Origin of the sequence: Hominisplanchenecus faecis (genome assembly GCF_020687205.1) — a bacterium.
Taxonomy (GTDB): Bacteria; Bacillota; Clostridia; order Lachnospirales; family Lachnospiraceae; genus Hominisplanchenecus; species Hominisplanchenecus faecis.
In genome coordinates, this window is sequence record NZ_JAJEQE010000042.1 from 1 (window position 1) to 21830 (window position 21830).

Sequence of the window (21830 nt, forward strand, 5' to 3'; positions counted from 1 at the left end):
AACAGGAAACGCAGCGTGTCAGGAGATTGTTTTCGAATCATCATGGCGTTATATATTTTATAAAATCATTTCTATGGCGTTCATTTTCACATTTACACAAACCTCCGCCACAACTTTTTATTTGGCTTTCTGAAGAGCTTTACACTTCACTTTCCTAGAGTATTTTCCATAGCTCACATTTTTCCCTTTTTTCCGGAAAGCCCTCACGCGATAGTACACGGTTTTTCGGGAGCGTTTCTTTATTACAAAGCTTGTTTTTTTACCAACCTTTTTCACTTTTACCCATCTTTTATTCTGGTAACGGTAAATCTCATACCCGGAGGCATTTTTTACTTTTTTCCAGCCAAGGATTGCTTTGCCGGATTTTTTATAAGAAATCTTCACTCCGGTTACTTTTGCAGGTGCGGTCGGTTTCGCAGCCGGTTTTGGCGTTTCCGTATTGCCGGACTGATCTGGTACGTGTGTTTCCGGTGTTTCTGTATCCGGCTGTGGCTTTTCGGTTTCGTTGGTATCCGGAACAGCCGGTCGAACTTCCAGTTTTTTGATTGCAGTTTCCAGATTTTTTGCCATTTCGTCAACGAGATTCTGCTGTGCGGCAGTGCAGTCACGGTTGATGGCCTGGATGGCTTCTTTTAAGCGGCTGACGCTGTCCGGTGTGTACCGGTAAAGATCAGAATCATCCGGAACGGTTTTCAGCAGTTCATCGATCTTGCTATAATCTGCCGGGAAGAGTTCTTTTGGATCTTTGCAGGTCAGTCCTTTCTTTTTGGCATAAGCTTCTCCCGCACTTCCGGCAGATGCATATACGACAAAGTTATTCGGGCATCCGCTAAAAGCTTCGTAAACATTGCCATTGCTTTCTTCATATGCGATCGTTGTCACACTGTCCGGAATATAAACTTTTTCCAGGTGCTCACAGTTTTCAATGGCATCTTCTTCCAGTTCTTTTGTACCTTCTCCGATTTTCAGAATACGCAGGTTCGAAAGATTAGTGAGCGTATTTTTTTCCAGGATCTCCATCGGTTTCAGAGTAACTTCGGAAATACCTGCCGGAACAGAGTAGATTCTTGAGTAATCTTTGGAATAAAGTATTCCGTCATAGGACGCAAATACCGGATTGTTTTCATCTACGGAAATAGATTCCAGAGATTTTGAATAGAAAGAACGGATCTCATAGTCACTTAAGTAGATTCCGTATTTTACCGTTGCCGGAAGCACAAGCTTTTTTGCCGTTGTATCCTGCAAAGAATGTTCATAATAAATCTGGTTTTCTGCAGCGATGCTGATTACAGGACGGCCATTGCAGCTGTCAGGGATCTCCAGGCAGTCTGCATTTCCGGTATAGCCGACAACGCCGATGCCGCCCAGATAATAAGTAAATTCAAAACCATCTTTTTCATAAAGAACGGATTCGAGATTGTCTGTTTTATAGTGAGAAGAGATGTCGGAAGGATCATCCAGCGAGATCTGCCACATGGATGCATCGACGATGCCCCATTTGCCGTCACACAGAACGAAATCCCATGCATGGCCTTCTCTTTCCCAGTAGCCGTGGGCGATGATACATGGAACATCGATGGCGGCGAGCATGGTCTTACAGAGATTGGCTTTTCCCTGACATACTCCGGTTTTCTCTTTGAATACTTTATAAGGATCATTTTCTTCCAGATCTGCAGGGGCATCTTCTCCGACAGAAGCCTTCAGGCTGGTGTCTTTTGCCCACTGATAGATGGCAGTGATCTTGTCTTTTGTGGAACTGTATTTTTCTGTTAAATCTAAAGTAAATGTACGGATTGTCTGATACTGTGAATCCGTGATATTCAGATGCTGTGTTCCGATAAATTCTTTTGCGGAATTGCCGGCAAAATCAGAAGCGAGAATCTGAAGACAATCGTCGGTGGTGTTTGCCGCATTTGCGGTTGTATGCAAAGGTATGACCAGGCATACAAACAGAAAAAAATGAAGCAAAACAGAATACATATTTTTTTTCATGAAATAACCCTCTCTTTCTAAAAAGATATCGTGTTTTACGGATGAAAAGAATATGGTAATCTTTTCGTAACTGTGAAGGTACTGAACAGTTACATCTTTTCATTGTAATCCGGATGTTATATTACATAATCATTTGCATAAGTTTCACGCTGCTGATCCAGAAGATCCTGCAAAGTGATCCCATCTACATAGTCATCAATGACTTTTTTCAATCCTTTCCATACGGAAAGTGTCGTACACATGTCGGCTCTCTGACAGAGTACCGGCTCATTGTCCAGACAGGCAACCGGTGACAGACTTCCCTCTGTTGCACGTAAGATATCACCGACGGTGTATTTGTCCGGTGTTTTTGCCAGACGGTATCCGCCCTGAAATCCGCGGCTTGCGAGCAGGAAACCGGATTTGTTCAGGATCGGGATGATCTGTTCCAGATATTTTTTGGAAATATCCTGTCTTGCTGCGATGTCTTTTAAAGCGATGTAACCCTCGCTCTGATGTTCTGCAAGATCCAGAAGCATACGCAGAGCATATCTTCCTTTTGTAGAAATTTTCATTTTTTCTCACCTCGTTTCATATATTAGCAGTGTTGAAAGTGTTGTCCTCCGGCATGACGCCTGTGAATTGCTTCACTGCCGGGTGATTTCAGCAATGGAACGTTCAACCTTAGAATGATAGTATCATATTTCCTATCGTATTTCTAGAGATTTAAAAAGGGAAATCTGAAAAAAGGTGTTGACAAATACTGGATGTTGGCATATAATTCGAGTAAATCATATAAAACATATCGAAAAGGTAGGAATAAATAAGGAGGAAAATAACATGTCCAACATTTATAAAGGAACTTTAGGATTGATCGGAAATACACCACTGGTAGAAGTTGTAAACATAGAAAAAGATCAGGAGCTTTCAGCAACTGTCTTGGCAAAACTTGAGTACTTTAACCCGGCAGGAAGCGTAAAAGACCGTATTGCAAAGAGCATGATCGAAGACGCTGAGAGCAAAGGACTTCTGAAAGAAGGTTCTGTTATCATCGAGCCGACATCCGGAAATACCGGTATCGGACTGGCATCCATTGCAGCAGCAAAAGGATACCGCATCATCCTGACCATGCCGGATACGATGAGTATTGAAAGAAGAAACATCCTGAAAGCATACGGTGCAGAACTGGTGCTGACAGAAGGTGCAAAGGGTATGAAAGGTGCCATCGCAAAAGCAGATGAGCTGGCAAAAGAAATCCCGAACAGCTACATTCCGGGACAGTTTGTAAACCCGGCAAACCCGGCAGCACACAGAGCAACCACAGGTCCGGAAATCTGGAAAGACACAGACGGCAAGGTAGATTTCTTCGTAGCCGGTGTTGGTACAGGCGGAACACTGACAGGTGTCGGTGAATATCTAAAAGAGCAGAATCCGGATATCAAGATCGTGGCAGTAGAGCCGGCAACTTCCCCGGTTCTTTCCGAAGGCAAGGGAGGTCCACATAAAATCCAGGGTATCGGTGCAGGATTTGTACCGGAAGTACTGGATACAAACATTTATGATGAAATCATCAAAGTAGAAAACGAAGACGCATTTGCAACAGGCAAACTGATTGCCAAGAAAGAAGGCGTACTGGTAGGTATTTCCTCAGGTGCAGCTCTTTACGCAGCAATCCAGCTGGCAAAACGTCCGGAAAACAAAGGAAAAACCATTGTAGCACTGCTTCCTGACACAGGAGATCGTTACTACTCCACAGCATTATTTACAGACTAATTCAAAGAAAGGTAAAATGCCACGCCAGATGGCAGTAAAAGGTGAATAACATGAGCGAAAAAATTACAAGAGAAAACAGAAAATTTAAATTTGAAACATTACAGCTTCACGTAGGTCAGGAAACTCCAGACCCGGTCACCGATGCAAGGGCAGTTCCGATTTATCAGACTTCTTCTTATGTATTCCGTAACTGCGATCATGCAGCTGCAAGATTTGGTCTGGCAGATGCCGGTAACATCTACGGAAGACTGACAAACCCGACAGAGGATGTATTCGAAAAGAGAATCGCAGCTCTGGAAGGCGGTGTTGCAGCACTGGCAGTAGCATCCGGAGCAGCAGCTATTTCATATACCATTGAAAACCTGGCACAGAACGGTGACCACATCGTATCTGCAAAAAATATTTACGGCGGTTCCTTCAACCTGCTGGAGCACACACTGCCACAGTACGGTATCACAACAACCTTTGTAGATATCTTTGATCTGGATGCAGTAGAAGCAGCTATCCAGGATAATACAAAAGCTGTTTATATCGAAACTCTGGGCAACCCGAATTCAGACGTAGTAGATATTGAAGCTATCGCAAAGATCGCTCATGCACATAAAATCCCGCTGGTTGTTGACAATACGTTTGCAACACCATACCTGGTAAGACCGATTGAGTACGGTGCAGATATCGTTGTACATTCTGCAACAAAATTCATCGGCGGCCATGGAACAACCATCGGCGGTGTTATCGTAGATGGCGGTAAATTCGACTGGGAGGCATCCGGTAAATTCGCTTCTCTGACAGAACCGAACCCAAGCTACCATGGCATCAGCTTTACAAAAGCAGTAGGACCTGCAGCATTTGTTACAAAAATCCGTGCAATCCTGCTGAGAGATACCGGTGCAACCATCTCTCCATTCCACTCATTCATTTTCCTGCAGGGACTGGAAACACTGTCTTTGAGAGTAGAGCGTCATGTAGAGAACGCACTGAAAGTCGTACAGTACCTGAAGAATCATCCGCAGGTAGAAGAAGTACATCATCCGTCTGTTTCGGATGATCCGAAACAGAAAGAGCTGTATGCAAAATATTTCCCGAATGGCGGCGGCTCTATCTTTACCTTTGAGATCAAAGGTGACGCACAGAAAGCAAAAGATTTCATCGACAATCTGGAGCTGTTCTCCCTGCTGGCAAACGTAGCAGATGTAAAATCTCTGGTTATCCATCCGGCAACCACAACACACAGCCAGTGCACAGAGGAAGAACTTCTGGATCAGGGAATCAAACCAAACACAATCCGCCTGTCCATCGGTACAGAGAACATTGATGACATCATTCAGGATCTGGACGAAGCATTCAAAGCAGTACAGTAAGAATAAAAGCGTGTGAAGTGCGGAACAATCCGTATGGCATCTTTATAAAATACAGGTGAGAAATATAAAAATAAAGCAACGATCGTGAAAACGAGAGCAGAGAAATGTGCGAAAGAGGCACAGATCTCTGCTCTTTTTTATGGAAAATAAAAATGTTTTAAGAAAAAGGAGGAAAATTATGAGAAAAAGAGTATCACGTATTCTGGCGGTAACGCTGGCAACCGTAGTTACGGTCACCGCCATGCCATCTGAGGCGGAGGCAGCATTTCGAAGTTTTGACAGTGTGCCAAAAGCGGTATCCCAAGCAATTTCGCAGGCGGCATCACAAAAAGAGATCCGTTATTTTCCGGTAACGCTTTATGATTATGATCAGGACACGATCAATCAGGCGGTTTATCAGGAAGACAAGGCAGAAAATCCGAACAGCAGAGTTCTTAGGGGTATCTATTTTTCGAATGGTGCTCCCGGCAGCAGCTATGCCACCTGGAATACCTGGACCGGTCTGCTGACGACAAATAATACGATCTCATCCACGCAGACCAGTCAGAAGGGTTATGTTTACAGCGGCTTGGTGGGTTCTGACATGCAGAATGGAAACATTCATTTTAAGGTTCCGGACGGCGGCATTTTTGATTCCGGTGACACAAAAACAAAAGAAGTTTACACGAATGTCGGACTGCCGTTTGTATATGAAAATGGATATTATACATTTGATGCAAGTCAGGATTCAGCATATTTTTCTGGAACAGCAGCAAGTGAAACGAATCTGACCTGGAATGACACGGCACAGACGAATAAGACAGATAACAGAAAGGGCTTTTATCCGTTCAACAGCGGAACGAGTGTGAGGACGCCGGATTATCATTTTGGAATGATCGCAACGATTCCGTTTTCCATGACGGCAGATGGCAAAATTTCCAGCACTTCAGACGAAGATATCAAGTTTGAGTTTGCCGGTGATGATGATGTGTGGGTATTTATTGACGGAAAACTTGTTCTGGATATTGGCGGCATCCACGATTCAGTCAACGGAACGATTAATTTTGCACAGAACAAAACAGAAATTTTTGCGACCAGTTCCGGTCAGACAAGCGGAATGTTTATTAAAGGAGGAAGATCAACAGCCGGAAAGATCTCAAAAAAAGTGTTCCGGGATTCTGAAGGTGCGGGTATTTTTGATACTACGTTAAAAACATTTGCAGCGACCGATCAGCATACGCTGACCGTCTATTATCTGGAACGTGGAGAAGGAGCTTCCAACTGTAAAATCAAATTCAATCTGCCAATGAAAGATACCGTTTCGGTGCATAAAACAGTTAAAACAACAGACAGTAAAGGAATAAAACTGGATGACAGTATTTTAGCACAGATCAGCCAGCGAGATTTTTATTTTACGCTCTACCGTGACGGCGAAGCAGTGTCAGATGCAACTTACAATCTCTATGACATCAACAATCAGTATGTAGATACGAGAATGACCGGAACGGACGGAAGGTTTGCACTGAAAAATGGTCAGACTGCGAAATTCATCGGAACGATGGATGAAGATGACGGCAAAACCTATTATATTACCGAGGCGGACAACGGAGCGAGCTGGATCGTTCCGAAATGGAGTTATCAGGCGGAAGCAGCCGGTGGTTTCCATGTCGTGGATTCGAACAGTGCCGGAACGAGTATGAGCGTGACTGCAAAAGGTGAAGCAGACAAAGCAGATCAGGTATCGTTCACCTGTGAAAATGAAATGCTGCACAAAGAAACGGCATCTTTTGAGGCAAATGACGACTATATTGTTCTGGACTACGGACTTCCGGTTGAAATTGATCCTCTGGTAAATGATTTGGCAGTCGGAGGCAGCAAAGAACTGGTTGAAATCGACAGCAATTCTCTGAAATATGGAACGGCCGAAGTAAAAGACGGAAAAATCCATTACACGCTGACAAAACAGCTGACCGGCGTAGAAGTTTTAAATTATACTGCAAAAGTAAAGAGTACAAACGGTGTAGATGATCAGGAGGCACAGGCAAAGGTTTATATCATTCCGGCGACCGACATGTATTATGAAGAAGATTTCGGAATGGCAGAATATCCAAACGGAAGCTGGGAACAGGAGGGAACACCTCAGGAGGATTACCAGGAACCGGGCGTAGTCGGGGATGCCGGTGACAGTCCGTATGGTTCAGATGTTGCTTATTTAAGTGACAGTGAAGACAGCAACGGTTCCAGCTGTTATGTAAGCACAGAAAAAGGTGCAGCAAAATTTACTTACACCTTTACCGGAAAGGGAACTTCTTTCTTTGCAAGGACATCCAATAACAGCGGCTATCTGCGGATCGTGATCAGAGATGCAAAAGGCAGAGAAATCTATCATGGATATCGCAACACCATTTATCAGAGTGAAAACAAGATCACTTTATACAATATTCCGGTATTTACCTGGAATACTTCCGAATATGGCACATATAATGTAGAAGTCTCTGTTGCAAAGGCGGGAAATCGTTTTGGCTCAGATTTCTGGCTGGATGGGATCCGTGTGATGCAGCCGCTTGATGAGACGGATGAACATGCAGATATTGCAGCACAGGCCTACAACCAGGATGGTGAAGCAAATATGACGGCAGTTACACTGCGTCAGAAACTTCTCTCCGATTATACGGAGGTTGATGAAAACGGCGAGATCCAGTGGGATGGAAAAACATTTGTGGTATTTACCGATTCAAACGGTGAGATCAAAAAAGCTTCCGAATATAAGAGCAACGGGCCGAAAGAAGAGGTTTATCTTGATGAAGATCAGAGCGTAACCTTCTCTTTAAAAGACTGGGATCCAAATACGAACAAACTTTATCTTGGAGTAAAAGCTCCGTTCGGAAATGCAAAAGTCTCAGTCAACGGACAGATCCTGGAACTTAAAAATGCAGCAGACTGTTATTATGAAATTTCAAAATGTGCGGATATCAGTGAAAAAGACGGAAGCACGATAGCTACATTTGAGATCAAAGCCGAAGAGGGACTGGTTTCCTCAACCAATATCAAAGTAACCGGAAATGCCGAGTTTACGATCATAAAGAAACAGACATACGGGAAGGGGAATGGATATGAAGAAAACGTATGAAACTCCAAAAGCAGAAGTGGAACGCTATCAGCTGGATGCTTCGATCGCAAGCAACTGTGAAACGGTCGTCCACAACGGTCCGCAAATGAACGGATACAGCCAGTGCAGCGATTACATCGATCCGTTTGAGACATACAGTGCTGCAAGAAGTGTGCACAATGTACAGTTTTATTCGGAGGATACGTGCGACTGTTACACGACAGCAGGCGGCGGTTACTGGACATCCTGAACACAAAGAGAAACAGAAAAAGCGAGGTACCGGGGATGCATATCATGTTATGCCTTGGCGGCGTGAAAATCTGTCTGGACTGTGAAAAAGAAATTCAGATCGAAGATGTGTTCCTTCCATTTATAATCCGGGAAAGATCCGGTATATCCGGGCAGGATGAAAAATGGAAAGAGACAGATATTCTGGCGGCGGTTTCCTGGAAGTGGGTAAAGCCGCCGCTTCGTTCTGCGGTAAAGCTTGGAGAAGATCTGATCCAGACTTACTATCGCAGGGAAGAGAAAAATTACTGTATTGTGTGGGAGGGAGAAAAGGGAGCAATTTCCTGCGTGGAATACGACGATACTTTTTCACATGTTTCGTGCAGGATACAGGAACGGCTGCTTCCGGTTGCACCGAAAAGTCTTGGTGAAATCCTGCGTTATTTTCCGATGCGGGCCATCCTTCAACAGTTTCTTGTACTGTTTTTTCACGCGGCACAGATTACATATCAGGAAACCGGGATTTTATTTGCCGGACCATCCGGGGCGGGAAAGACCACGCAGGCAAAACTCTGGGAGAGGTTCAGAAATGCCAGGATCATCTGCAATGACCGGACACTTCTGCGAAAACAGGACGGAAACTGGCACAGCTACGGCTATCCGATGGATGGATCACAGCCGGTGCGAAGTGGGGAAGTACATGTGGCGGGATGCATCGTTCTGGTAAAACAGTCGCAGAATGGAAAGAGCAGCATCGAAAGACTGCGGGCAGGGAAAGCGATGGCACAGCTGATGCCGCAGCTTGTGATCGACCGGTGGAGTGAAAATGCCAGAAACCAGGCGGCAGAGAATCTGTTTTTGTTGCTGAAAGAAATGCCAGTCTACCAGCTGACTGCAACGATGGATGAGCAGGCAGTTGCGTGCCTGGAAAAAATCCTGAAGATGGACGATATCTGTAGGAAAAGATAAAATGAAATTTATTCAGACATGCAAAATGTGAAGCGAGTACAGAAGTAAGGTATACGGAAGAGTGTCACAAGAAATACATAACATATGCTTAAACAGGAAGGAGAAGAGAAAATATGCAGGGAACGATCAGCAGGCGTTTATGGGCAAAAGCGGGAGCGGAGAGAATCCCACTGACCGGGGCATTTGAACTGCTCCCGATCTGTAATTTTGCCTGCAAAATGTGTTATGTCCGTAAAAGCAGGGCAGAAGTGGAGAAAGCAGGCGGACTGATGGATGGAAAGAGGTGGCTTGAGATTGCAGAAGATGCCGCAAAATGTGGTTTGCTGTTTCCGCTTCTGACGGGCGGGGAGCCGTTTCTGTACGAAGATTTTCAGGAAGTCTTTGCCGGAATGCAGGATCTTGGAATGCAGGTCAGCATCAATTCCAATGCATCCCGGATCGATCAGAATATGGCCAGGTGGCTTGGCAGGCACACACCGACCAGGATCAACATCACACTTTACGGGGCGAGTGAAGAGACTTATCAGAAGCTCTGCGGAAACGGCGAATCCTTTCTGAAAGTGAAAAATGCCGTCCGATGGCTGAAACAGTATGGGGTGCCGATCAAATTGAACGCCAGCATTACACCGCAGAATGTACAGGATCTGGAGAGTATGATTTCTTATGCAAAAGAGTGTCAGATACCGATCCAGGCGGCAACCTATATGTTTCCGCCGATCCGCCGAAACGCAGCAATGGTCGGACAAAATGAACGCCTCTCCCCGGAAGAGGCCGCACTTGCCAGAGTAAAGACCAATTTTCTGACCGGAGATGGGGATTGGTTTTGGCGGCAGGCAGAGCGGTTTGGCAGATTCCAAAAAGGCGAGGAACGGTTTCGGGAAAATTCTGACGAAGAAAAAAGATGTGAAGACAAAAAGATAACGGATGAAAATGTGATGACCATGCACTGCCGGGCCGGACACTGTTCTTTCTGGGTGGACTGGCAGGGCAATCTGGTCAACTGCGGCATGTACGCTTCGGCAAAAATATCTTTAAAAGAGCGTTCTTTTGCAGAAGCCTGGAAAGAACTGGTTGCACAGACAGAAAAAGTATGCTGTTCTCCGGCGTGTATACATTGTGCAAACAGAAAAATCTGTCATCCCTGCATTGCGATGATCGCTGCTGAATGTGGAGAAGAAAAAGGATGTCCGGAATATCTCTGCCGGATGCATGCGGCAGAGGCAAAAGTTTATCAGGCTGTGCTTGAAAAATGGAAGTCAGGCTGTGGGGATGCGGAAGTATTTCCCGTTCTTTTCTGATACTTGCCGTATGTCAGGTATTTGGCAAAAAAAGTGTCAGAAACACAAGAAAAAAAGTGTCAGAAACACAAGAAAGACTTGACTTCTTTTTAATGTCATGATAGACTGGTCTGGCGAATGGAAGTAGGTCTTTTTTTTATGCCTAAAATTCATCAGCCCATAAAGGCTGTGAGCAAAAAACAAAGAGAGCGAGGTGGAAGTTTTGCGCACAAGAATTACATTGGCATGTACAGAATGCAAACAGCGTAATTACAACATGACAAAGGATAAGAAAACTCATCCTGAGAGAATGGAAACCAAGAAGTATTGCAGATTCTGCAAGAAACACACGAATCACAAGGAAACCAAATAAGCCGGATGCGAAAGGATAAGTGATTATATGAGCGAAAAGGAAAAGAAAGAAAAAGCTCCTAAAAAAAGCTGGTTCGACGGCCTGAAAGCTGAGTTCCGCAAAATTATCTGGCCGGATCAGAAATCCATCGGCAAGCAGACGGCAGCAGTCCTTAGCGTTTCGGTAGTACTGGGCGTTCTGATCACCATCATTGATATGATCGTACAGTACGGTGTTGATTTCTTAGTAAAATAAGGACAGGGTGATAATATGTCAGATGCAAACTGGTATGTAGTTCATACTTATTCAGGGTATGAGAACAAGGTAAAGGCCAACATTGAAAAAACAATTGAAAACCGTCACCTGGAGGATCAGATCCTTGAGGTTCGAGTTCCGATGCAGGAAGTTGTGGAAGTGAAGAACGGTGCCAAGAAGCAGGTTCTGAAAAAGCTGTTTCCGGGCTATGTTCTGCTGAACATGATCATGAATGATGATACCTGGTATGTCGTAAGAAATACCAGAGGTGTTACCGGCTTTGTTGGACCTGGATCCAAGCCAGTTCCGCTTACAGAGGAGGAAATGGCACCGCTCGGAATCAAACCTGCAGAACTTGAGATTGATTTCGAAGAAGGCGATACGGTTACCATCACCGCAGGTGTATGGAAAGATACCGTAGGCGTTATTCAGTCCATTAATCCAAGTAAACAGATCGTGACAATCAATGTCGAACTGTTCGGACGTGAGACTCCGGTAGAGATCGGTTTCACAGAAATCAAAAAAATGTAATATTTTTGGTATGCGTCACCGGCTGTGGCCGATGCCGCAATGTTGTAAGTAACAGAGAACCGCTTCGGAACAATCGGAAACCGAAGCAAGTGGGAGGGAAACCCCCGACAATACCACATAGGAGGTGCCTAAGATGGCAAAAAAAGTAACAGGTTATATTAAATTACAGATTCCTGCTGGAAAGGCAACACCGGCTCCACCAGTTGGTCCGGCACTTGGTCAGCATGGTGTTAACATCGTTCAGTTTACAAAGGAGTTCAATGCAAGAACAGCAGATAAAGGTGATCTGATCATCCCTGTTGTTATCACAGTATACGCAGACAGAAGCTTCAGCTTCGTAACAAAGACTCCGCCGGCAGCAGTACTGCTGAAAAAAGCATGCAACATCAAATCTGGTTCAGGTGTTCCGAACAAGACCAAAGTTGCTACAATCTCTAAAGATAAAGTAAGAGAGATCGCTGAAATGAAAATGCCGGATCTGAACGCAGCATCTGTAGAAGCAGCTATGAGCATGATCGCTGGTACAGCTCGTTCTATGGGTATCACTGTAGAAGACTAATTCATTTCATACAGGCTTCACAATAAGCTTGCAGTTCCGTAAACGAAAACGAAAAAACGTGGGAGGGATATTCCCGCAAACACCACCAGGAGGTTATTTAATATGAAACGAGGAAAGAAATACGTAGAGGCTGCGAAAGCAGTTGATCGTGCAACTCTCTATGATATTCCAGAAGCAATTTCTTTAGTAAAGAAAGTTGCTGTTGCAAAATTTGACGAAACAATCGAAGCTCATATCAAAACAGGATGTGACGGACGTCACGCAGATCAGCAGATCCGTGGTGCAGTAGTTCTGCCTCATGGAACTGGTAAAACAGTTCGTGTTCTGGTATTCGCTAAAAACGCAAAAGCAGACGAAGCTCAGGCAGCTGGTGCTGATTTCGTAGGCGGAGAAGAACTGATCCCGAAGATCCAGAATGAAGGATGGCTGGATTTCGACGTAGTAGTAGCAACTCCGGACATGATGGGTGTTGTAGGTCGTCTGGGTCGTGTACTTGGTCCTAAAGGACTGATGCCAAACCCGAAGGCTGGTACCGTTACTATGGACGTAACAAAAGCTATCGCTGATATCAAAGCTGGTAAGATTGAGTACAGATTGGACAAGAATAACATTATCCATGTGCCACTTGGAAAAGCTTCCTTTGAAGAGGATGCACTGCGCGAAAACTTCCAGACGCTTATTGATGCAATTAATAAAGCAAAACCAAGCACACTGAAAGGTCAGTACCTGAGAAGTGTTACAATCGCTCCTACTATGGGACCGGGCGTAAAACTGAATCCGGTAAAACTGGTTTAATTCAAGTTTGTAAGGCGAGCAGAGGCCGCTGTATCGAGAAATCGGTATGGCGGTCTTTTTTTGGCATCATTATATAAAACAACTAAAATACACCTGTTTTTTTTTGATTCTTTATGGTAATATGATATCATATGTAAGCAGATGCGAAAGAATGAGAGGGATTTTTCGTCTGATCTTACAAAAAAGCAGATTTGATTCAGTAAATCTGCATACAGCCTCTGTCAGACTGCGGAAGCGTATGGGAAAACAGACCATGCGATGTATGGCGTGCAGCTTGCAGCAGGAAGACGGGGATTCTTAAAATTAAAAACAGGAGGTTACTATGAAAAAGAAAAGAACATGGAGCAGCATGGCGAAACGAACAGCATGCATTCTGACGGCGTTATGTGTTACTGCAGCAGCAGTGCCGGGCACGGGTGGTTATAATTATAGCGAAGTGTTTGCGGCGGAAGAAGCGGATGACCTGAGAGAAGGTCTGTCTGTTTATCTGAATTTTGAGGATGCCCTGACCACGAACAGTGCATCACAGTCTGCCCAGAAAGTGGAAGTGCAGGGCAGCGGAGTTACCAGAAAAGAGAGCGAAGGTATTTCGGGAAGTGCGGCATATTTTGATGGAACATCTGCATCTTCGCTGAAACTGCCAGATGCAGTCAATGCAGCTTGGGATGATGTCACGCTGATGGCATGGATCAAATGCGATGACGATATGTTTGGCGGCAGCACGGACAAAAAATATCTGTTCCAGCAGACAGGGGCGGGACGGAGCATTCTCTATCTGGATTCCAATATGAAACTTGGGACTTATGTAACAGCCAGCGATGTGCTGAGCAAGAGCCCGGTAGCCGGAGGCAAATGGGTGCATGTGGCATTTACAAGCAGCCATACGGCGAAAAAAGCACAGTTTTATATCAATGGAAAACTGGTAAACGAAAACACGTTGGACGGTAGTTATGTAGATGCACTCACGGATCTCCTGATCGGAAATCATAAGAATGCTACTGAAAAAACGGGTTTCAAAGGATATATGGATGAAGTGCGTTATTATAAAAAAGTGATGACACCGGCACAGATCCAGAGTATTTACAAGGTTTATTCTGAAAATGCTGTCACGAACATAGACATTACGGTGGATACTTCCAAAGAAGTGCGTGAAATCTCAAAAGCAATGTTTGGCATCAATCATCGTTATCATAATAATGCTTACAGCTCATGGAACGCATCAGAAAAGAAAGTGGAAGCTAAATTTAATGAATATGTAAAAGAAGCACATTTTGGTTCTGTACGTTATCCAGGTGGAACGGTATCCAATCTGTTTGACTGGAAACGCAGCATCGGACCTGCAGAGCAGCGAAAGAAAACAGTACATGGACTTCCGGAAACATCTGATCCGATCACACCGAATTTCGGGCTGGATGAGGCGATGAGCTGGATTTACGATGATATCAAAGCGGAGGCGGTCTGGGTTTATGGTATGGGCCAGGGAAGTGCAGCAGATGCGGCAGATTTGATCGAATACTTAAATGCACCGGCAGACGGTGATGTGACGAACCCAAACGGTGGCGTAGACTGGGCAGAAGTGCGTGCAGCCAATGGGCATCCGGAACCTTATGGTGTAACACGTTTTGAAATCGGAAATGAAATCGGTTATTACAGACAGACCTACTGGATGGATGGCAGAGGAAACACTGACTGGATGGATGCTTATATTGACGGCGGCAGAATGACTTTCGGTCAGAATACCAGGACGGTTAAGGATGAAGACTGGAGAGATCAGGCCACAAACAGTGATGGAACAGCAAATCAGGTTCGCTATGTACGTTATAGACCGGCAGTAGAAAATTCTGTGGCTGTCTATGTAGGCGGAACACAGTGGCAGATCGTGGATTCCCTGGAAGGCAAGGGGGCACAGAATGTCTGCACGGTAGACTGCAAAACAGGTAAAATTACATTTGGTGATGGAATAAATGGAAATGTTCCACAGTCAGGAAAGGCAATCACCGCATCTTACCAGAGTGACCGTGATGGATTTGTGTCGTATTATCAGGCGATGAACAAGATTGCTGATGAACTGGGGATGGAGATCCAGGTATACTGCGGAAGCGGCAAGCAGGTTTCTTTTGTGCAGAAAATGGCACAGAAAGGTTACAATAAGTATTATGATGGTGTTGTTATTCATCCGTACAGTGATACAAGCGGCGGAGTTATTGCAGACAATGATCCGGAGTTCTATGAAAAAGTGCTCGGACGGTCATTGCAGTACAATATGCCCCGTGTAAAAGAACTGGTGGATGCGATGAAGCAATATGCACCTGGAATGGGGAAAGTGCCGGTTCTGTCTGAATTTGGCGTATATAACCATAATACCCAGTTTGTCCGTGGGATCGGACATGCTGTTTACATTGCAAATGAAATGATTGATTACATTGGCTTTGGAACACCTTATATCAACAAACATTGTCTGGTTGATTATCCATATGGAGCAGATAACCTTGGCTCAGGCTCTCAGTGTGTGATCCAGGCGATCAAACAAAACGATGGAACGACCGATTTTGTGTCGACCCCTTCTGCAAAAATGTTTTCCATTTTCAATAATATGACAGGAACAACGCAGATTGGCCAGAAAATTGAAGGAAATGTGACCTGTTATACCTATAAGGGGTACAATGTTCCGCTTGTAAAAGCAATTTCCTCAAAAGATGAACAGGGGAATATTTATCTTACGGTTGTGAATAACAGCAGAGATGAAAGAACAGATGTAAATCTGATCATAGACGGAAAAGACCTGACAGGAAAAGATCTTCAGATATGGTATCTGACATCGGATGATGTGCTGGATGAAAACACACAGGCAAATCCAAATAAAGTAGATGTACAGAAAACAAAGATTTCCGTAACAGAGAAAACAGCAAAATACAGCCTGGCTCCGCATTCTGTTACTGCATTCAAAATCCCGGCAGATGCACAGAAAGAAAGCGAAACAGAGAGTGAAACGCAGAAAGAGACAACAACGGAATCGGAAAAAGAATCGGAAAGTGAAACAGTAAACAAACCGTCGGATGATAAAAAACAGACGGAAACTCAAACGCCGGCAGCACCGGCAAAACCGACTGTGACCAGACCGAAAGCTGTCAGAAATGTAAAAGCAAAAGCAACGAAAAAAGGGATCCGGATCACCTGGAAAAAAGTATCCGGTGCAAATGGATATTATATTTATCGCTCCACAAAGAAAAAGAGCGGATATAAAAAGATTCATGTTGTGAAAAAGGGAAAGACTCAGAGTTATCTTGACAAGAAGGCACGCAAAGGAAAAACTTACTATTACAAGATCCGGACTTATAAAAAAGCGGGCGGTAAGAAAATGCAGAGCAACTGGTCAAAAGTGGTCAGAAAAAAATACAAAAATTCTTAGTCAGAAAAATGTAAAAACTCCTTGACATAACAGTGGCAGATGTGCTATAGTTTTACAGAAAACTGCCAGAGACAGCAGGTGCCGTTAGGCATAAGATTAAAACGCCTGCCGAGGAGTGAAGAATTCTTAAAAGAATGATTACAGAACCTCTCTGTTAGTTTGACAGAGAGGTTTTTCATTGTTATGAATTCCTCCCAGAATATTCAGTGGTGGGCTTTTATGGCACACCGGGCAGAATCTATAAGGAGGTAAAAGTTAATGGCAAAAGTAGAACAGAAACAGCCGATCGTGGCAGAGATCAGTGAGGCGATCAAAGATGCGGCTTCCATCGTACTGGTTACTTACAGCGGAATCACCGTAGAGCAGGATACTGCAATGCGTAAAGAGCTCAGAGAAGCCGGTGTTTCTTACAAAGTGTACAAAAACACAATGATGAAGTTTGCATTCAAAGGCACACCTTGTGAAGAACTTTGCAAACATCTGGAAGGACCGAACGCAATCGCTATCAGCAAAGATGATGCAACTGCTCCTGCAAGAATCCTGGCTAAATATGCAAAAGATGTGAAAGCACTGAAACTCGTTGCAGGTGTTGTAGAAGACGCTTACTACGATGAGGCAGGTATCACAGCACTGTCAAGCATCCCTTCAAGAGAAGAACTGCTGGGCAAACTGCTTGGAAGCATCCAGTCTCCGATCGCAAACTTTGCACGCGTTATCAGCCAGATTGCAGAGAAACAGGAAGAAGCATAAGAATAAGAATCATCACAGAGGCCGCATAGAAAATGCCGCCTGAAAAAATAAAAATAATGGAGGAAAATAAAATGGCAAAATTGACAACAGCTGAATTTATCGAAGCTATCAAAGAGTTATCTGTATTAGAGTTAAATGATTTAGTAAAAGCATGTGAGGAAGAATTTGGTGTATCTGCAGCAGCAGGTGTTGTAGTTGCAGCAGCAGGTGCTGGTGAAGCAGCAGCTGAAGAAAAAGATGAGTTTGACGTAGAACTGACAGAAGTTGGTGCTAACAAAGTTAAAGTTATCAAAGTTGTTCGTGAAGTAACTGGTCTGGGACTGAAAGAAGCGAAAGCAGTAGTTGACGGAGCTCCTAAGGTTCTGAAAGAAGCTGCATCTAAAGCAGAAGCTGAAGACATCAAAACAAAACTGGAAGCAGAAGGAGCAAAAGTTACTCTTAAATAATTGTAACTGCTTTTTTGTAAAACAGAACTTGCACCGGTCAGGAGTAATCCTGGCCGGTTTTTGCGTCAATAAAAAAGGTACTTGACATTGACAAACAGGCGTGGTAATATGGAAAGTGCACTATTGTGAAAGTGTATGCTTTTTGGTATAACTATGCCCAAAAGTGCCAAAAGTGACTTGAATTTTTTAGATAGAAAGAACAGGGGTGAAATGTCAATGGAGAAAAACAGAATACGTCCAATTAAAAGCGGCAAAAGCTTCCGTATGAGTTATTCCAGACAGAAAGAGGTTCTTGAGATGCCTAACCTGATCGAAATACAGGTGGACTCTTATAAATGGTTCCTGGAATCTGGACTCAAAGAGGTTTTTGATGATATCTCGCCAATTACAGACTACAGCGGCAAGCTGAGCCTGGAATTTGTGGATTTCACGCTGTGCGAAGATGACGTAAAATATTCAATCGAAGAATGTAAAGAACGTGACGCAACATATGCTGCACCTTTGAAAGTAAAAGTAAGACTTCATAATAAAGAGAACGATGAAATCAATGAGCATGAGATCTTTATGGGAGATCTGCCATTGATGACAGCAACCGGTACCTTCGTGATCAACGGTGCAGAGCGAGTAATCGTCAGCCAGCTGGTACGTTCTCCTGGCATCTATTATGCAATCGCACATGATAAACTGGGTAAAAAACTGTATTCTTCTACCGTTATTCCGAACCGTGGTGCATGGCTGGAATACGAGACAGACTCCAATGACATTTTCTATGTTCGTGTAGACAGAACCAGAAAGGTGCCGATCACCGTTCTGATCCGTGCACTTGGCTACGGAACCAATGCGGAGATCATCGATCTGTTCGGTGAAGAACCGAAAATCCTTGCCAGCCTGACAAAAGATACTTCCGAGAGCTATCAGGAAGGTCTGCTCGAGCTGTACAAAAAGATCCGTCCGGGCGAACCGCTGGCAGTTGACAGTGCAGAGAGCCTGATCACAAGCATGTTCTTCGATCCGAGAAGATATGACCTTGCAAAAGTCGGACGTTATAAGTTCAACAAAAAACTGCTGCTTCGCAACCGCATCTGCGGACAGGTTCTGGCTGAGGATGTTGTAGACGAGTCTACCGGTGAGATCCTGGCTGAGGCTGGTACAGAAGTAGATAAAGCACTTGCAAACAAGATCCAGAATGCAGGCGTTCCGTTTGTATGGATCCAGACAGAGCAGCGTAACGTAAAGGTTCTCTCCAATATGATGGTAGACCTTGGCGAATGGGTTGACTTTGATCCGGAATCTGCAGGTGTTACAGAATTAGTATATTATCCGGTACTGCAAAAAATACTGGAAGAAAACGCCAGCGAAGAAGATATTAAGGATGCGATCCACAAAAATATCCATGAGCTGATTCCGAAGCATATCACAAAAGAAGATATTTTTGCTTCTATTAACTATAACATGCATCTGGAGTACGGCATCGGCCATGATGACGATATCGACCACCTGGGCAACCGTCGTATCCGTGCAGTCGGAGAACTGCTGCAGAACCAGTACCGTATCGGTCTTTCCAGACTGGAGAGAGTCGTTCGTGAAAGAATGACAACACAGGATCTGGAAGGCATTTCTCCACAGTCTCTGATCAACATCAAACCGGTGACAGCAGCCGTGAAAGAATTCTTCGGATCTTCCCAGCTGTCCCAGTTCATGGATCAGAACAACCCACTGGGTGAGCTGACACACAAGAGACGTTTATCCGCCCTGGGTCCTGGCGGTCTGTCGCGAGACAGAGCCGGATTCGAGGTTCGAGATGTACACTATTCCCACTACGGAAGAATGTGTCCTATCGAGACGCCTGAAGGACCGAACATCGGTCTGATCAACTCACTGGCATCTTATGCAAAGATCAACGAATATGGTTTCATCGAAGCACCATATCGTAAAATCGATAAAACAGATCCTAAGAACCCGCGTGTCACAGATGAAGTAGTATATATGACTGCGGACGAAGAGGATAATTACCATGTAGCACAGGCGAATGAGGCTCTGGACGAAGAAGGACACTTCATCAGCAAGAACGTTTCCGGTCGTTACCGTGAAGAGACACAGGCATACGAAAGACACATGTTTGATTACATGGACGTGTCTCCTAAGATGGTATTTTCCGTTGCTACTGCACTGATTCCGTTCCTGCAGAACGACGACGCAAACCGAGCTCTGATGGGATCTAACATGCAGCGTCAGGCTGTACCGCTTCTGACAACCGAAGCTCCTGTAGTAGGAACCGGTATGGAAGAAAAGACAGCGGTTGACTCCGGTGTATGTGTGGTTGCAAAGAAAAATGGTACGATCGAGTCTTCTGAATCCAAACGTATCGTGGTTCGCAACGATGATGGTACAAGAGATGAGTATCGTCTGACCAAGTTTTCACGAAGCAACCAGAGTAACTGCTACAATCAGCGTCCGATCGTTTTCAAGGGCGACAGAGTTGCTGCCGGACAGGTTATCGCAGACGGTCCTTCCACATCCAACGGCGAAATCGCTCTTGGTAAGAACCCTCTGATCGGATTCATGACCTGGGAAGGTTACAACTACGAGGATGCCGTTCTGCTGAGTGAGAGACTGGTTATGAACGATGTATACACATCTGTCCATATCGAGGAATACGAAGCAGAAGCACGTGATACCAAACTGGGACCGGAAGAGATCACACGTGACGTTCCTGGTGTCGGTGATGAAGCACTGAAAGATCTGGATGAGCGTGGTATCATCCGTGTCGGTGCAGAAGTGCGTGCCGGTGATATTCTGGTCGGAAAAGTAACACCGAAGGGCGAGACAGAGCTGACAGCAGAAGAGCGTCTGCTGCGTGCAATCTTCGGAGAAAAAGCACGTGAAGTACGTGATACTTCCCTGAAAGTACCGCATGGTGAATATGGTATTGTCGTAGATGCAAAAGTCTTTACAAGAGAAAATGGTGACGAGCTGGCACCGGGTGTAAATCAGTCCGTAAGAATTTACATTGCACAGAAGAGAAAGATCTCTGTAGGTGACAAGATGGCTGGTCGTCATGGTAACAAGGGTGTGGTTTCCCGTGTCCTTCCTGTTGAAGATATGCCGTTCCTGCCAAATGGCCGTCCGCTGGATATCGTACTGAATCCGCTGGGTGTGCCGTCTCGTATGAACATCGGTCAGGTCCTGGAGATCCATCTGAGCCTAGCTGCAAAAGCACTTGGATTCAATATCTCAACACCAGTATTTGACGGTGCAAACGAGGTAGACATTATGGACACACTGGATCTGGCAAACGATTATGTCAATCTGGAGTGGGAAGAATTCGAAAAGAAACATGGCGAAGAGCTTCTGCCGGAAGTTCTGCAGTATCTGTATGACAACCGTGACCACAGAGCACTCTGGAAAGGCGTACCGCTGTCAAGAGACGGTAAAGTAAGACTGCGTGACGGACGTACCGGAGAATATTTCGACAGCCCGGTAACCATCGGACACATGCATTATCTGAAACTGCATCACCTGGTAGACGATAAGATCCATGCACGTTCCACAGGCCCGTACTCCCTGGTAACACAGCAGCCTCTGGGTGGTAAAGCTCAGTTCGGCGGACAGCGTTTCGGAGAGATGGAGGTTTGGGCTCTGGAAGCATATGGTGCTTCTTATACGCTGCAGGAGATCCTGACTGTTAAATCGGATGATGTTGTCGGACGTGTTAAGACTTATGAAGCGATCATCAAGGGTGAAAACATCCCTGAACCTGGTATTCCGGAGTCCTTCAAAGTTCTGATCAAAGAGCTTCAGTCTCTTGGTCTGGATGTCAAAGTGCTCAAGGAGGACCAGACAGAAGTAGAACTTATGGAAACTGTTGACTATGGAGACACAGACTTACGTTCTGTCATCGAGGGCGACAACAAAGATTACAACAGAAAAGAGGAGTCCTCTTTCGGCGAGTACGGCTATACCAAACAGGAGTTTGAAGGCGACGAGCTGGTTGATGTACAGGAAGAGTCCGCACCGGATGAAGCAATCTTCAGCCCGGATGAAGTTTTCGAGGAAGAGTAAGCCG

At 44.8% G+C, this 21830-nt stretch carries 18 protein-coding genes and 1 other annotated feature; of the genes, 16 read left to right on the plus strand and 2 right to left on the minus strand.

Annotation, left to right across the window (positions count from 1 at the left end; all coding sequences use genetic code 11):
• Window positions 1–117: 117 nt before the first annotated feature.
• Both LKD42_RS11095 and LKD42_RS11100 read right to left on the minus strand, forming a co-directional pair.
• Window positions 118–1992: a transglutaminase domain-containing protein gene (locus LKD42_RS11095; protein WP_248835719.1), complete on the minus strand. Its 1875-nt coding sequence runs from the start codon at window positions 1990–1992 to the stop codon at window positions 118–120.
• A gap of 116 nt (window positions 1993–2108) precedes the next feature.
• The gene (locus LKD42_RS11100) at window positions 2109–2546 is read right to left on the minus strand and encodes an RrF2 family transcriptional regulator (protein ID WP_147632098.1); all 438 of its coding nucleotides are present in this window, start codon (window positions 2544–2546) and stop codon (window positions 2109–2111) included.
• Between the two features lie 265 nt (window positions 2547–2811).
• On the opposite strand from LKD42_RS11100, the gene cysK reads away from it, so the two are divergent.
• From cysK to rpoB, 16 genes are all read left to right on the plus strand, one after another.
• Window positions 2812–3744 (plus strand): cysteine synthase A, encoded by a 933-nt coding sequence (gene cysK / locus LKD42_RS11105; RefSeq protein WP_147632099.1) that lies wholly within the window; start codon window positions 2812–2814, stop codon window positions 3742–3744.
• A gap of 50 nt (window positions 3745–3794) precedes the next feature.
• On the plus strand, window positions 3795–5105 hold the full coding sequence (locus tag LKD42_RS11110; protein ID WP_022118504.1) for an O-acetylhomoserine aminocarboxypropyltransferase/cysteine synthase family protein: 1311 nt from the start codon (window positions 3795–3797) through the stop codon (window positions 5103–5105).
• A 178-nt stretch (window positions 5106–5283) separates the two neighbouring features.
• Complete coding sequence (locus tag LKD42_RS11115; protein WP_248835720.1) at window positions 5284–8214, plus strand: fibro-slime domain-containing protein; 2931 nt, start codon at window positions 5284–5286, stop codon at window positions 8212–8214.
• Window positions 8198–8443 carry a hypothetical protein gene (locus tag LKD42_RS11120; protein WP_173865920.1) on the plus strand — a complete coding sequence of 82 codons (246 nt, stop codon included), beginning with the start codon at window positions 8198–8200 and terminating at the stop codon, window positions 8441–8443. The genes LKD42_RS11115 and LKD42_RS11120 overlap by 17 nt, the downstream gene beginning before the upstream one ends.
• A 35-nt stretch (window positions 8444–8478) precedes the next feature.
• The gene (locus tag LKD42_RS11125) at window positions 8479–9390 is read left to right on the plus strand and encodes a hypothetical protein (protein ID WP_147632102.1); all 912 of its coding nucleotides are present in this window, start codon (window positions 8479–8481) and stop codon (window positions 9388–9390) included.
• Window positions 9391–9503: 113 nt separating this feature from the next.
• Window positions 9504–10688, plus strand: a complete 1185-nt coding sequence (locus LKD42_RS11130; protein WP_248835721.1) for a radical SAM protein — start codon at window positions 9504–9506, stop codon at window positions 10686–10688.
• Between the two features lie 202 nt (window positions 10689–10890).
• The gene (gene rpmG / locus LKD42_RS11135; protein ID WP_147632104.1) at window positions 10891–11040 is read left to right on the plus strand and encodes a 50S ribosomal protein L33; all 150 of its coding nucleotides are present in this window, start codon (window positions 10891–10893) and stop codon (window positions 11038–11040) included.
• A 27-nt stretch (window positions 11041–11067) separates the two neighbouring features.
• Window positions 11068–11274 carry a preprotein translocase subunit SecE gene (secE, locus tag LKD42_RS11140; RefSeq protein WP_022118509.1) on the plus strand — a complete coding sequence of 69 codons (207 nt, stop codon included), beginning with the start codon at window positions 11068–11070 and terminating at the stop codon, window positions 11272–11274.
• A 15-nt stretch (window positions 11275–11289) separates the two neighbouring features.
• On the plus strand, window positions 11290–11805 hold the full coding sequence (nusG, locus tag LKD42_RS11145) for a transcription termination/antitermination protein NusG (protein ID WP_022118510.1): 516 nt from the start codon (window positions 11290–11292) through the stop codon (window positions 11803–11805).
• A gap of 133 nt (window positions 11806–11938) precedes the next feature.
• Entirely contained in the window at window positions 11939–12364 is a 426-nt protein-coding gene (rplK, locus tag LKD42_RS11150) for a 50S ribosomal protein L11 (RefSeq protein WP_022118511.1), read from the plus strand.
• A 102-nt stretch (window positions 12365–12466) separates the two neighbouring features.
• The gene (rplA, locus tag LKD42_RS11155) at window positions 12467–13159 is read left to right on the plus strand and encodes a 50S ribosomal protein L1 (protein ID WP_022118512.1); all 693 of its coding nucleotides are present in this window, start codon (window positions 12467–12469) and stop codon (window positions 13157–13159) included.
• Between the two features lie 151 nt (window positions 13160–13310).
• Window positions 13311–13460, plus strand: coding sequence for a hypothetical protein (locus LKD42_RS11160; protein ID WP_248835722.1), 150 nt, complete (start codon window positions 13311–13313; stop codon window positions 13458–13460).
• Window positions 13461–13481: 21 nt separating this feature from the next.
• Complete coding sequence (locus tag LKD42_RS11165; protein ID WP_248835723.1) at window positions 13482–16568, plus strand: LamG-like jellyroll fold domain-containing protein; 3087 nt, start codon at window positions 13482–13484, stop codon at window positions 16566–16568.
• A gap of 47 nt (window positions 16569–16615) precedes the next feature.
• Window positions 16616–16754 (plus strand) — a sequence feature (ribosomal protein L10 leader region).
• 72 nt (window positions 16755–16826) lie between these two features.
• Window positions 16827–17318, plus strand: coding sequence for a 50S ribosomal protein L10 (gene rplJ, locus LKD42_RS11170; protein ID WP_022118514.1), 492 nt, complete (start codon window positions 16827–16829; stop codon window positions 17316–17318).
• 71 nt (window positions 17319–17389) lie between these two features.
• On the plus strand, window positions 17390–17764 hold the full coding sequence (gene rplL / locus LKD42_RS11175; protein ID WP_022118515.1) for a 50S ribosomal protein L7/L12: 375 nt from the start codon (window positions 17390–17392) through the stop codon (window positions 17762–17764).
• Between the two features lie 216 nt (window positions 17765–17980).
• Entirely contained in the window at window positions 17981–21826 is a 3846-nt protein-coding gene (gene rpoB / locus LKD42_RS11180; RefSeq protein WP_173865915.1) for a DNA-directed RNA polymerase subunit beta, read from the plus strand.
• Window positions 21827–21830: the final 4 nt, after the last annotated feature.